A 13,560-nucleotide genomic window follows, 5' to 3' on the forward strand; every position below is an offset into this window, starting at 1 on the left:
GCAATGAGTACAGAAATTAAAGTTCCTGTTCTTCCTGAGTCGGTTGCTGATGCGACTGTTGCAACATGGCACGTAAATGTTGGCGACAAAGTAAGCCGTGACCAAAACTTAGTTGATATTGAAACAGATAAAGTAGTTTTAGAAGTGGTTGCCCAAGATGATGGTGTGCTTACTGAGATTTCAGAAGAATCCGGTGCGACTGTACTTGGTGACCAAGTAATTGGTTTAATCGGCGAAGCCGATGAATCTTCTTCAACAAAAGATGAAGCGTCACCAGAGGCTGAGTCTAAATCTGAAGAGAACGAAGATAAACCAGAAAAATCAGAAGACGCTCCAGCGGCTCAAGAAGCTCCAGCATCAGAAGGTAAAAAAGTGGATATTAAAGTACCCGTACTTCCAGAATCAGTTGCTGATGCAACAATTGCTACTTGGCATGTACAGCCAGGTGACGAAGTAACGCGAGACCAAAATCTAGTTGATATCGAAACAGATAAAGTTGTGCTAGAAGTGGTCGCCCAAGAAGATGGTGTAATGGGTGATATCATCAATGATGAAGGTGATACTGTACTCGGTGAGCAAGTCATTGGCTCAGTTAAAGCTGGCGGCGCTCCTGCTAGTAAGTCTAAATCAGATACAAAATCAGATGCTAAAGCTGAAAAGTCATCTTCAGATTCAAGTGATTCGAGTGAAAGCTCAGATGTTCTAACACCTTCTGTACGTCGTTTAATCGCCGAGAAAGGACTAGATGCATCAAAAATTAAAGGCTCGGGTAAAAATGGCCGTGTGACTAAAGAAGATGTAGATAAATTCTTAAAAGCACCAGCCTCAGAAGCTAAAGCTGAGTCATCTACCGCTGCAGCACCTATGGGTGACCGTTCACAAAAACGAGTACCAATGACACGCTTGCGTAAAACCATTGCTAATCGTTTACTTGAAGCGAAAAATTCAACAGCGATGCTAACTACATTTAATGAAGTGAACATGAAGCCAATCATGGATCTTCGTAAACAGTACCAAGAAGTGTTTGAAAAGCGTCACGGTATTCGTTTAGGCTTCATGTCTTTTTATGTTAAAGCTATTACTGAAGCACTTAAGCGTTTCCCTGGTGTAAATGCATCTATTGATGGCGATGATATTGTTTATCACAATTATTTTGATATCAGTATTGCAGTATCTACTCCTCGAGGCTTAGTAACTCCAGTACTTAAAGATTGCGACAAGCTTTCAGTTGCTGAAATTGAAAAAGGCATTCGTGAATTAGCACTTAAAGGCCGTGATGGTAAGCTTACACTTGACGAAATGACCGGCGGTAACTTCACTGTTACTAATGGCGGAGTGTTCGGTTCATTACTTTCAACACCTATTATTAACTTACCGCAGTCTTCTATCTTGGGTATGCACAAAATTCAAGACCGTCCAATGGCTGTAAATGGTAAGGTAGAAATTCTACCAATGATGTACTTGGCGTTATCATATGATCATCGCCAAATTGATGGTAAAGAATCAGTTGGTTTCTTGGTAACTATTAAAGAGTTATTAGAAGATCCAACTCGCTTATTACTGGATGTTTAATTCAGTAGTATAAAACCTAAGCTGCGGATATATTTCGCAGCTTTTTTTTGCGCCTTTGGTCGTACTGGGGTTTTCATGTTAAGCCTTGGGATCTATACTAGGAGCGCAATTTGGGATAGCTGTTTATTGCATAAGTATTCAGCTCTTTTAGTATAAAAATTTGGATAAAGCATCATGAATTTGCATGAGTATCAGGCAAAACAACTTTTTGCCGAATATGGTTTACCAGTTTCTCAAGGTTTCGCTTGCGATACACCTGAAGAAGCTGCAGCAGCTGCCGAAAAAATTGGCGGTGATGTATGGGTTGTTAAAACTCAGGTTCACGCCGGTGGCCGTGGTAAAGCTGGCGGTGTTAAGCTAGTTAAAACAATCGATGAAGTTAAAGAATTCGCTGCTAACTGGTTAGGTAAAAACTTAGTTACTTACCAAACAGACGAAAATGGTCAGCCAGTAGCTAAAATCTTGGTTGAAAGCTGTACAGATATCGCAAACGAACTGTACCTAGGTGCGGTAGTTGATCGTGCTTCTCGTAAAGTTGTTTTCATGGCGTCTACTGAAGGCGGTGTTGAAATTGAGACAGTTGCAGAAGAAACGCCAGAACTTATTCACAAAGCTGAGATCGACCCATTAGTAGGTCCTCAAGCTTATCAAGCACGTGAACTAGGTTTCAAGTTGGGTCTTAACCCTACACAAATGAAACAGTTCGTTAAGATCTTTATGGGTCTTGGCAACATGTTCAACGACTTCGATTTTGCACTACTTGAAATCAATCCGTTAGTTATCACAGATGAAGGTAACCTTCATTGTCTTGATGGCAAAATTGGTATCGATGGTAATGCGCTTTTCCGTCAACCTAAAATTCGTGAATTCCACGATCCATCTCAAGAAGATGCACGTGAAGCACATGCAGCAAGCTATGAACTTAACTATGTAGCATTAGACGGTAACGTTGGTTGTATGGTTAACGGTGCAGGCCTTGCGATGGGTACTATGGACATCGTGAACCTACATGGCGGAAAACCTGCTAACTTCCTAGATGTTGGTGGCGGCGCGACTAAAGAGCGTGTTTCTGAAGCGTTTAAAATTATCCTTTCTGACGATAATGTTAAAGCTGTTTTAGTTAACATTTTTGGCGGTATCGTACGTTGTGACATGATTGCTGAAGGTATCATTGGCGCAGTTAAAGAAGTTGGCGTAAATGTACCTGTAGTTGTACGTTTAGAAGGTACTAATGCCGAATTAGGTCGTGACGTTCTTAAGAGCTCAGATCTTGACATCATTGCTGCTGAATCACTAACAGACGCGGCTGAAAAAGTTGTTGCTGCTGCGGAGGGCAAATAATGTCTGTATTAATCAATAAAGATACAAAAGTTATCTGTCAAGGTTTCACTGGTGGTCAAGGTACTTTCCACTCAGAACAAGCACTTGAGTACGGTACACAAATGGTTGGTGGCGTAAGCCCAGGTAAGGGCGGTCAAACGCACCTTGGTCTTCCTGTATTCAACACTGTCCGTGATGCAGTACAAGAAACTGGTGCAACAGCTTCAGTTATCTATGTACCAGCACCTTTTTGTAAAGATGCAATCTTAGAAGCTATCGATGCTGGCATTGAGCTTATTGTTTGTATCACTGAAGGTATCCCAACGCTTGATATGGTTGACGTTAAAGTTAAGCTTGACGAAACAGGTACTCGAATGATTGGTCCTAACTGCCCAGGTGTTATTACACCAGGTGAGACTAAGATTGGTATCATGCCTGGTCATATCCACAAGCCGGGTAAAGTAGGTATTGTTTCTCGCTCTGGTACTTTAACGTACGAAGCTGTTAAACAAACTACAGACGCTGGTTTCGGTCAGTCTACGTGTGTTGGTATTGGTGGTGACCCAATTCCAGGTACTAACTTTATCGACGTTTTAGAAATGTTCGAAAAAGATCCACAAACAGAAGCAATCGTAATGATTGGTGAAATTGGTGGTACTGCAGAAGAAGAAGCTGCAGAGTACATCAAAGCTAACGTTACTAAACCTGTTGTTTCTTACATTGCTGGTGTTACTGCACCAGAAGGTAAGCGTATGGGTCACGCTGGCGCAATCATCGCGGGCGGTAAAGGTACTGCTGATGAAAAATTTGCTGCATTAGAATCTGCGGGCGTTAAAACTGTACGTTCGTTAGCTGAAATCGGTAATGCACTTAAAGAAAAAACAGGCTGGTAAGCTCGTTTTACTTTAAATTGAGGCTCGCTTAGGCGGGCCTTTTCCTTAAGAGCTAAGTCTCTTTTACTTTATACTTTCTTTACACGATTTATACCCAGCCTAAAGAAAATAAATTAATCCCCCTTGGCCTCTTACATTTGATAAGTCTTTCAAACAATAGTTATTTGTTAATAACAGCTGCTAATATAAAATTTGATTTTGGTATGTCCATAGCTAACGAAGTGCTACCTTAAGAGCAGTAAATTCTCGCTATTTATTATGATTTTAATTTTGAAGTAACCACACCCAAATATCACTATAATGGTACTGCTGATGCTTGTAGAAGTGACGAGTAGTAACGCTCGCCACTATTGATATAAAAGTTGCAAATTAGGACGTATTTAGCCTTTATACTCAGTACTGTACAAGCTATTTAGCGTTCTACCAATAAACAGTAGCTGCCGGGAATACTGCAATATATCCTCTACTTAACCTAAAACACGTTAAAGTAACCTCGAAAGATATAAATGCGATTAAACGCTACCAAGAACCACAGCGAGAGATTAAGTGTACAGCTCAGTGTTTAGTAACTAATATGCTGGAAAAAACGCACTGTTAAATCTTGTCGTTTTGCATTTATAGCAAGGTCAGCGGTAATGCCGTTAATTACCGATTCAACCTGATTCATAAAACGACCAAACCCCATATCGTGTTGGTCTAGTTGATTTGCGACAATAATAAAGTGTAAATTTTCAACTAACATATTATCTTCCCAATAATGACTAAATTGCTCCTTTTGCGAGTTTTGGTTGAAGCTGAGTTTCTGCCACTCATTATTACCATCAGTATTATCTATTTTACTATTTCTGACTATCGGCATTGTGCCATTTGCTATCATAGCACCAAGAGTAAGCTCTTTTGAGCGGCACTGCTGGAGAAATTGCGTGTAAAAAAACTCATAAAATACAGTGTACTGATGAATATTCAATAAGTGTTGGAACTGGGTCTTTAAACTACGCGTAATGGGTAATGAAAAAGTGGCGTAGGTCATTTCATTGTGCTCATCTGGTATTAAGCACTGTCTACTTTTATAACGGGGATACAAGCTGCGTAGCTTATAACCGTAACTTTGTTTATGACCTTTTGCTTTCGCAAATAAATCATAAGTTAGGTGCTGATGGTCGCGTAATTTTACTGGAGTGTCGTTGAATATTGATGATTGCAGTTCATCAATCACTTTTTTAACTTGGTTATGAAATATCGCTGCGTTGGCACGTAAATCATCGCCGGTGGCTAAAAATAACAATCTTACTTTTTTACTTTGCTTATGTTTATCTATAAAGCAGCGATGTGCCTCATGGTATTGCGGATTATAAAAAAACAGTATTTGTTTATCAGTTTCTAAGCAGTATGCTTCTTCATGGAAGCGTACTACAGGCAATTTATCGTTAGCTATAACATGCACATTATGAAGTTCATACTCATCACATAAGGCGAATAATTGGCGTGAGATGCGATCATAGCAGCTATTTAAATCGCTAAACTGTGCATAAAAAGTATCATTAGGTTTAAATTCTGCGAGTAAATAATGATTCGCTCGCGCTATAGTTGGTATATATACTCTATGTTGAGATGAAAGTGCCATTTTTAATCCTTAAAATTGGTTATTAAATCTTCACAATGGTAACGACTTTGAATGACCCTTTTATTGCGTTGGCGCAATACTTTTATTGTTTTATCGTATTTATTTGGTTTGTATTGTATTGGTTCGCCATAATATCTAATAAACCCGTATCTATTGCTGTATGTTAACGCTTGTTTTTGTAATAATGTATTCGTTTTGTCACCATGCAATATTCAGAGGATTATACTCCTATGGCGGAAATTGAGAATCGCCCAAGTAACTTTATTCGAACCCGAATTGATGAAGATTTAGCAAGCGGGAAGCACCCAAGAACGCATACCCGTTTTCCACCTGAACCCAATGGTTTTTTACATATTGGCCATGCAAAATCAATTTGCCTTAATTTTGGTATTGCCAAAGATTATGACGGTCTTTGTAACCTACGTTTTGATGATACCAACCCAGAAAAAGAAGATATCAATTACGTAAACTCAATCAAAGAAGACGTAAAGTGGTTAGGTTATAACTGGGATGGAGAAATCCAATACTCATCAAATTACTTTGATGAGTTATACAACTATGCCGTTGAATTAATCGAAAAGGGGCTGGCATATGTTTGTTTTTTAACTGCCGAGCAAGCACGCGAATATCGTGGTACGTTAAAAGAGCCTGGAAAAAATAGCCCAACTCGCGATACTAGCCCTTCTGAAAACCTAGCGTTATTTGAAAAAATGCGCGGAGGTGAATTCAAAGAAGGTGAATGTGTACTGCGTGCAAAAATTGATATGGCAAGTTCGTTTATGGTTCTTCGTGACCCGACTTTATACCGTGTCCGTTTTGCTAATCACCATCAAACATTAGATAAGTGGTGCATTTATCCAATGTATGATTTCACTCATTGTATCTCTGATGCACTGGAAGGGATCACCCATTCATTATGTACATTAGAGTTTCAAGATAATCGTCGTTTGTATGATTGGGTATTAGATAATATCAGTATTGAATGTCATCCTCAGCAAATCGAGTTCTCTCGTTTAAATCTCGAATACACCATAATGTCAAAGCGCAAGCTTAATGACTTGGTCATAAATGAACATGTTGAAGGTTGGGACGATCCTCGCATGCCTACGGTTGCGGGTTTACGGCGTCGTGGTTACACGCCTGCATCAGTACGTGAATTCTGTGCGCGTATAGGTGTCACCAAGCAAGAAAATATGGTTGAAATGGGCATGTTAGAAGCTTGTATTCGTGAAGACTTAAATGAACACGCGCCGCGAGCAATGGCTGTACTTGACCCTGTCAAAGTTGTAATTGAAAATTATGACGCTGATAAAGTTGAAGTTCTGTCTGTAGCAAATCATCCAAATGATGAAAGCATGGGTCGCCGTGAAGTCCCGTTCACTAAAGAACTTTACATTGAACGTGAAGATTTCCGTGAGGAAGCCAACAACAAATTCAAGCGTTTAGTTACTGATAAAGAAGTTCGCCTACGCGGGGCTTATGTTATAAAAGCTAATCGTGTCGAAAAAGATAAAAATGGTGAAATCACCACAATTTACTGTAGTTATGATGATGAAACTCTGGGTAAAAACCCAAGTGATGGTCGTAAAGTTAAAGGGGTTATACATTGGGTATCGGTAAGCGAATGTATCAGTGCAGAAGTGCGTTTGTACGACCGCTTGTTTAATATACCGAACCCGGCTGCAGCTGAGGATTTTACAGCAACATTAAATCCAAATTCATTGGTAGTACTAAATAACGCCAAACTTGAACATTCATTGGCAAGTGCTGCACCAGCACAAGCTTTCCAGTTTGAACGTACTGGGTATTTTTGTCGTGATACTAAAGCTGAAAATCTAGTATTTAACCAAACGGTTGGCCTTAGAGATTCATGGGCTAAAATGGATCAAAAGTAATCCTGCTATATTCCTACCTCATAAAGTTGGGGTAGGTAACGACCTATACTTTTAGGTGCAATAAAATACAAACATAAAAAAACCTGCAATTTGCAGGTTTTTTTATTATCGATAGTAATTATTGACTATCGGCGTAGGCTTTACAGGCCGCAGTATCATAGCATTCACCGTATAAATACAACGAATGATTTGTTAGTTTGATACCACTTTCATCAGCAATTTCAACTTGACGTCGCTCAATCATATCGTCTTCAAACTCTACAACCTTACCACATTTTAAGCAAACTAGGTGGTCATGGTGAGTGCTGCCAGAAAGTTCAAATACTGATTTACCACCTTCAAAGTGATGACGGCTTACAATTCCAGCATCATCAAATTGGTTTAAAACACGATAAACTGTCGCTAGACCAATCTCTTCGCCTAGGTCTAAAAGAATTTTGTAGACATCTTCAGCGCTGATGTGTTGGTTATCTGGAGATTGTAAAATCTCTAAAATTTTAATACGCGGTAAAGTAACTTTTAAACCGGCTTTCTTTAATTCCAAGTTGTGATCAGTCATTAATCTGTCTCAATGTTTATTTGGTTATACTAGACACCTTACAAAGATGTGCACGACACATTAGCATCGATTAGAATAACGCGCCTGTGAAATAAGTGCAAAGAACAATTCGTTAATTATCAAAAAAGGCTAACTATTTGATAGTTCTTTAAACACTTATCAGCTTAATCTGCTAATTCGCTTAAACACATTTCTTCATATACTTGAGCTGACCATTCTTTAACTCGTTGCTCAGTGAGTTCTGGTTGACGGTCTTCATCAATGCCTAATCCAACAAAGTGGTTTTCATCAGCCATCCCTTTTGAGGCCTCAAAGTCATAGCTTTCGCTTGGCCAATGGCCAACAACAATCGCACCACGTTCAGTGACAATATCATTAATCATGCCCATCGCATCAAGGAAATACTCTGCGTAATCTTCTTGATCGCCACAGCCGAATATAGCTACCAACTTACCGTCAAAATCAACTTCTTCAAGTTCTGGGAAAAAGTCATCCCAATCACATTGTGCTTCGCCGTAGTACCATGTTGGAATGCCGAATAAGATCAAATCAAATTCCGCTATTTCTTCTTTAGAACTTTTTGCAATGTCATGCACTGCCACTAGCTTTTTACCTAATTCTTTTTGAATCATCTTTGCTATATGTTCTGTATTGCCTGTATCACTGCCGAAAAAAATACCTACGCTTGCCATGAAATTAAAACCTTCTATGTATCAATAGCCAATCTTTCTTGTAAAATTGTTTCGATCAATGCGCTGCGGCTAATATCTTGCGCATCAGCCATATCACTAAGAGCCTGATATAGCTGAGATGAAACCTTAAATTCTACACGCTTTAAACCGCGTGCTTTATCTCTTTTTATTTGATTACGCTTATTTACCTTTAACTGCATCTCCCTTGTTAGGGGATTAGTCTTTGGTCTGCCTGGGCGTTTTTCGTAATCAAATAAATCGAGAGTTGTACGATCTGTTTCTGATTTGGCCATGGTTAAACCACACCCGCACCTTGCCAAAAGACTTGAATAAGCCCCTTTGCAATAAAGCCTGAACAGCCTAAAAATAGCACTAGCCAGACGATATAGCGGCCAAATTTTGGCACATCACCGCGCTTAAGCACATCTTGAATGGCCATACCGATAAAAAAGAACACACCGGCTAAGCCAAAATACAACCCTAAGGTATCAAATTCGTTAATTAACTGACTGACCATCAACGTATAACCTTTAAATTAAACGGCGCGTACTATAGCACACAAAATTGTAATAATTTAGGGTGTGATATCAAAAAAACATGATTAAATTCTTGCCATTTAAGAATTTAAAAAATCTTTAATCACCTTATTTACTGCTTCGGGTTTTTGCGCGTGCAACCAGTGTCCAGCGCCATTTATAACCTTAGCTTGTGCTTTTGGAAATAAGTTCATAATGGCACTGCGGTGAGATGCCAAAATATAGTCAGAATCATTTCCTTTGACAAAGAGTGTATCACATAAATAAGAATCATTTGCTTTAATCCCTGATAAAATATGTTTATATTCTTGCTCCAGCACAGGTAAATTAAAACGCCAAACAAATCGACCAGTATCGTCTTTGGCAAAGCTTTTTAATAAAAATTGTCTGACACCCAATTCATTAATATGTTCCTGCATTAAAGTATCAGCTGCTTTACGCTCATTAAGTTCATGCTTGGCTACTTTATTTAACGCCTTAAAAATCTCATCATGGCTAGAGTTATAAGAAACCGGGGCTATATCAAGCACCACTAACCGAGAGACAATCTCAGGGGCATTAAGTGCAACTTGCATGGCTACTTTTCCACCCATTGAATGACCTATAATATGGGCTTTCGCTATATTTAAATGACTCATTAATGCTTGTACATCATTGGCCATATCAGTATAAGTCATAGTTTGCGAATGAAATGACTTGCCGTGATTGCGTAAGTCAATGTTGGTAACTGTAAAGTTTTCAGATAATGGTTTAGCAATACTATTTAAATTTTCAAGGGAACCAAACAAACCATGAATAAGAATAACATGAGGACCTTGGCCAGATTGTACATAGTTTAATAACATGGTTGTCTCCTAAATATAGTCGCTGTATTTTGCCTCGCGAAATAACAAATTGCAAAACATAGAGAATTAAATCAGGTTTGGGTATAATCAAACACGAAGAAAAAATGTGACCCGTAATGACAGGAATAACATGAAAAAAATTGACATAGACGACGAGTTATATCAATACATTGCTAGTAATACACAAAGTATCGGCGAAAGTGCTTCTACCATTTTACGTCGTTTATTAAATCTCAGTGGCGAAACAATCGCCCCTGTATCAAGTGATTCTTCAGTAAGTTTGAGTAAAGAACCTGAACAGGAAAATATTACCAACGCTGAAGAGGCGGCTACTCAAACCAGCCTACCAGCACCTGTCACCGCAGTGACACAAAAAAATGCTAATGTATTTAACATACTAAATAAAGAAGAGCTTGCCATGCAAAAGGGCGTGGTAGGGCGTTTCTTATTTATCCTATCGGCATTTTATAGAACACATAAAACTGATTTTGCAAACGTACTTGAGATCAAAGGGCGTGATCGTGTTTATTTTGCCACCACAAAAAAAGCATTATTAGAAAGTGGTAGCAGTATGAATCCTAAAAACATCCCTGATACAGAATATTGGGTGATGACTAACTCAAATACAACGCGTAAAAAAATGATGTTACATGAAGTTGCACTGTGTCTTGATTACAGTGCCACTGACGCTGAAAAAATTCGTGACTACTTATAAGGAATATTATGGCAATTCATCCAAACGCGGGTAAAACTGCATCGCAATCATGCTTAGTTAATGTTCCTAAGCTTGTGTCGGCGTATTATTTAAATGAACCTGATTTAGAGCAAAACCCTGAGCATTCAGTCGCCTTTGGCACATCGGGTCACCGAGGTTGCTCGTACGATGTTAAGTTTAATGAATCACATATTTTGGCTATTACCCAAGCAATTTGTGACTATCGTAAACACAATGATATTTTTGGACCATTATTCTTAGGCAAAGACACCCATGCGTTAAGTGAAGCGGCTTTTAACTCTGCAATAGAAGTATTGGTAGCAAATGAAGTACAAGTGATCACCCAAGAAAATGATGAATTCACCCCCACTCCGGTGATTAGTCATGCAGTGGTTTGCCATAATAAAAAAAATCCTAACGAATTAGCTGATGGCATTGTTGTTACTCCATCACATAATCCACCCGAAGATGGTGGCTTTAAATATAACCCACCTAATGGCGGTCCTGCAGATACAGATGTAACTAAATGGATTGAAGACAGAGCGAATCAACTATTAATTGAAGACTTAGTGGAAGTTGAATTGTTTCCATTTGCTAAAGCCTCTCGTTCGGGATTTATTAAGTACCAAGATTTAATGACCCCGTATATTGATGACTTAAGTAATGTTATTAACTTACAAGCTATTAGTGATGCAAAAATAAAAGTAGGTATTGATCCTCTAGGTGGTTCAGGCATAAACTTCTGGCCTGTTATTGCCAAAAAATACAACTTAGACCTGACAGTCGTAAATGATCAGATTGATCCGCGTTTTGGTTTTATGCCGCTTGATAAAGACGGCAAAATTCGCATGGATTGCTCATCACCTTATGCAATGACAAGCTTAATTGCCTTAAAAGATGATTTTGATATTGGCATCGGTAATGACCCTGATTACGACCGTCATGGCATTGTTACTCCAGATGGGTTAATGAACCCGAATCACTTTTTAGCTGTGGCGATTGATTACTTGCTTAATCATCGTGATTGGTCAGCTAGTGTTGAAATTGGGAAAACCCTCGTTTCTAGTGGCATGATTGATAAGGTCACTGAGCGTAATGACCGCAAAGTGAGAGAAGTGCCAGTCGGCTTTAAATGGTTTGTTGATGGGCTAAGCAAAGGCACGCTTGCCTTTGGCGGGGAAGAAAGTGCTGGTGCGGCATTTTTACGCTTTGACGGCACGGTCTGGTGTACAGATAAAGATGGCTTCATTATGGGCCTATTAGCTGCAGAAATCCTGGCTGTAACAGGTAAAACACCTTCACAGTTATATAATGAGCTTAAACAAGAGTTTGGTGCACCGTTTTATAAACGTATTGATGCACCGGCTAGCACAGCACAAAAAAATCGCTTAAAGGCGTTGTCGGCGGACGATGTAAAAGCTCAAGAACTTGCCGGAGAGCCTATTTTACAAAAGCTCACTCATGCCCCTGGTAATAATGCGGCTATTGGTGGCTTAAAAGTTGTCACAGAGAATGGCTGGTTTGCTGCGCGTCCTTCAGGTACAGAAGATATTTATAAAATATACCTCGAATCGTTCAAAGGTGAAGCGCATTTAGCACTACTTGAAAAAGAAGCTAAAGAGTTAGTCGACTCTGTTATTAGTTAACAGGGTTTAAACTAGTTTAAAAACGGCTGATTTAATCAGCCGTTTTTGTATTTACTCTCACAAATTAATTTGCACATAAGGGCGTCCATATTATGTCAGCCACCCCAAGCTATATCGATGAATTAAAAAAAACAGGTGATTTCTTAACGCTTAGCCGTAATAACGAATGGCACTTAGATGCTGGACATTTTGTACTAGCAAATGGTACTCAGGTAGCAGTGCACGATACTGGTGTTATTGAATTCCAACCCAGTGTTACAACAACGAAAGATGTAGTGCTTTCAAGCGCAGTGCATGGTAACGAAACTGCGCCAATAGAGATTTGCGATGAGTTAATAAAGCATATAATCAGTGGTGAGCTTAAATTAGCGCAGCGAGTGTTATTTATATATGGTAATCCTAAATCTATAAATATTGGTTTACGTTTCGTTGAAGAAAACCTTAATAGACTATTTAATGGGCATCATACTGAAGAGGGTATTGCTATGAATGACGAGCGCGTCCGCGCTTGTAAACTAGAGCAATACGTTACTAACTTTTATAGTCGTGGTGAGCAAGGCAGCGCACGTTGTCATTATGATTTACATACAGCTATTCGTGGTTCAAAAAATGATAAGTTTGCTGTATATCCGTTTTTAAATGGTAAGCCATGGAAAAAGTCGCAGCTACAATTTTTGTTAAGTTGCGGTGTTAATACCGTCTTAATGATGAAATCTGCAGCCACTACATTTAGTTATTACTCATCGTTTGTTCACGGTGCAGACTCATTTACAATAGAGCTTGGACAAGTTAAACCATTTGGTGAAAACGATATGTCGCGATTTGAGAAAACTAAACAAGCACTCACTGCATTAATTAGCCAAAAAAATGTAGAATATAAAGAATTTAATGCTAGTGATTTTGAGTTGTTTTCGGTTTATCGAACGATAAATCGTAGTCATGAACATTTTTCGTTCACGTTTTCGGATGATGCAGAAAACTTTACAGGCTTTGCTAAGGGGGAATTACTCGCTACAGATGGTGATACGCAGTACTTTGCAGAGGTTGAAGGTGAAGCGATTATTTTTCCCAATGCAGATGTTGCCTTAGGTCAACGCGCTTTACTAACTGTTATCCCATTGAGTGTTGATAAAAACTTTGTTTGATTTGTTAAAATAATACACCATTGTAGCCCTGTTTTAAGGTTAACTATACTGATTACTGTTAGTGAAAATCATGTATAGTTAACTTTCCACTTGTACTTATCGATTTCTTTTCCTTTCG

General features: G+C 38.9%; 13 protein-coding genes. 7 read left to right on the forward strand and 6 right to left on the reverse strand.

Features of this window, described 5'->3' with window-relative positions:
- The first annotated feature begins 3 nt into the window (after positions 1–3).
- The 3 genes from odhB (at position 4) to sucD (ending at position 3,785) form a co-directional block, all read left to right on the forward strand.
- On the forward strand, positions 4–1,572 hold the full coding sequence (gene odhB / locus ACT3RM_RS07320) for a 2-oxoglutarate dehydrogenase complex dihydrolipoyllysine-residue succinyltransferase (RefSeq protein WP_441833872.1): 1,569 nt from the start codon (positions 4–6) through the stop codon (positions 1,570–1,572).
- Positions 1,573–1,746: 174 nt separating this feature from the next.
- Positions 1,747–2,913, forward strand: a complete 1,167-nt coding sequence (gene sucC, locus ACT3RM_RS07325) for an ADP-forming succinate--CoA ligase subunit beta (RefSeq protein WP_441833871.1) — start codon at positions 1,747–1,749, stop codon at positions 2,911–2,913.
- Positions 2,913–3,785, forward strand: coding sequence for a succinate--CoA ligase subunit alpha (gene sucD, locus ACT3RM_RS07330; protein WP_441833870.1), 873 nt, complete (start codon positions 2,913–2,915; stop codon positions 3,783–3,785). Before sucC ends, sucD begins: the two co-directional genes overlap by 1 nt.
- 562 nt (positions 3,786–4,347) lie before the next feature.
- Here the strand turns inward: sucD and ACT3RM_RS07335 are convergent.
- The gene (locus ACT3RM_RS07335) at positions 4,348–5,409 is read right to left on the reverse strand and encodes a DUF3083 family protein (protein ID WP_441833869.1); all 1,062 of its coding nucleotides are present in this window, start codon (positions 5,407–5,409) and stop codon (positions 4,348–4,350) included.
- 230 nt (positions 5,410–5,639) lie between these two features.
- On the opposite strand from ACT3RM_RS07335, the gene glnS reads away from it, so the two are divergent.
- Positions 5,640–7,304, forward strand: coding sequence for a glutamine--tRNA ligase (glnS, locus tag ACT3RM_RS07340; RefSeq protein ID WP_441833868.1), 1,665 nt, complete (start codon positions 5,640–5,642; stop codon positions 7,302–7,304).
- Between the two features lie 118 nt (positions 7,305–7,422).
- On the opposite strand, the gene fur is transcribed toward glnS, so the two are convergent.
- The 5 genes from fur to ACT3RM_RS07365 all read right to left on the reverse strand — a co-directional run bounded on the left by fur (position 7,423) and on the right by ACT3RM_RS07365 (position 9,936).
- A complete protein-coding gene (fur, locus tag ACT3RM_RS07345; protein WP_441833867.1) occupies positions 7,423–7,863 on the reverse strand; it encodes a ferric iron uptake transcriptional regulator in 441 nt (146 codons plus the stop codon).
- A gap of 164 nt (positions 7,864–8,027) precedes the next feature.
- Entirely contained in the window at positions 8,028–8,555 is a 528-nt protein-coding gene (gene fldA, locus ACT3RM_RS07350) for a flavodoxin FldA (protein WP_441833866.1), read from the reverse strand.
- A 14-nt stretch (positions 8,556–8,569) separates the two neighbouring features.
- Complete coding sequence (gene ybfE, locus ACT3RM_RS07355) at positions 8,570–8,848, reverse strand: LexA regulated protein (RefSeq protein WP_441833865.1); 279 nt, start codon at positions 8,846–8,848, stop codon at positions 8,570–8,572.
- 2 nt (positions 8,849–8,850) lie between these two features.
- On the reverse strand, positions 8,851–9,072 hold the full coding sequence (locus ACT3RM_RS07360; protein WP_441833864.1) for a DUF2788 domain-containing protein: 222 nt from the start codon (positions 9,070–9,072) through the stop codon (positions 8,851–8,853).
- Positions 9,073–9,171: 99 nt separating this feature from the next.
- Positions 9,172–9,936, reverse strand: a complete 765-nt coding sequence (locus ACT3RM_RS07365) for an alpha/beta fold hydrolase (RefSeq protein ID WP_441833863.1) — start codon at positions 9,934–9,936, stop codon at positions 9,172–9,174.
- A gap of 130 nt (positions 9,937–10,066) precedes the next feature.
- Here ACT3RM_RS07365 and seqA point away from each other — a divergent pair, with 130 nt between their 5' ends.
- The 3 genes from seqA (at position 10,067) to astE (ending at position 13,442) form a co-directional block, all read left to right on the forward strand.
- Positions 10,067–10,651 carry a replication initiation negative regulator SeqA gene (seqA, locus tag ACT3RM_RS07370; protein WP_441833862.1) on the forward strand — a complete coding sequence of 195 codons (585 nt, stop codon included), beginning with the start codon at positions 10,067–10,069 and terminating at the stop codon, positions 10,649–10,651.
- A gap of 8 nt (positions 10,652–10,659) precedes the next feature.
- Entirely contained in the window at positions 10,660–12,297 is a 1,638-nt protein-coding gene (pgm, locus tag ACT3RM_RS07375) for a phosphoglucomutase (alpha-D-glucose-1,6-bisphosphate-dependent) (protein WP_441833861.1), read from the forward strand.
- Positions 12,298–12,389: 92 nt separating this feature from the next.
- Entirely contained in the window at positions 12,390–13,442 is a 1,053-nt protein-coding gene (gene astE / locus ACT3RM_RS07380; protein ID WP_441833860.1) for a succinylglutamate desuccinylase, read from the forward strand.
- The last annotated feature ends 118 nt before the right edge of the window (positions 13,443–13,560 follow it).

The organism is Pseudoalteromonas sp. AOP7-A1-14, from assembly GCF_052376275.1.
Classification (GTDB): Bacteria; Pseudomonadota; Gammaproteobacteria; order Enterobacterales; family Alteromonadaceae; genus Pseudoalteromonas.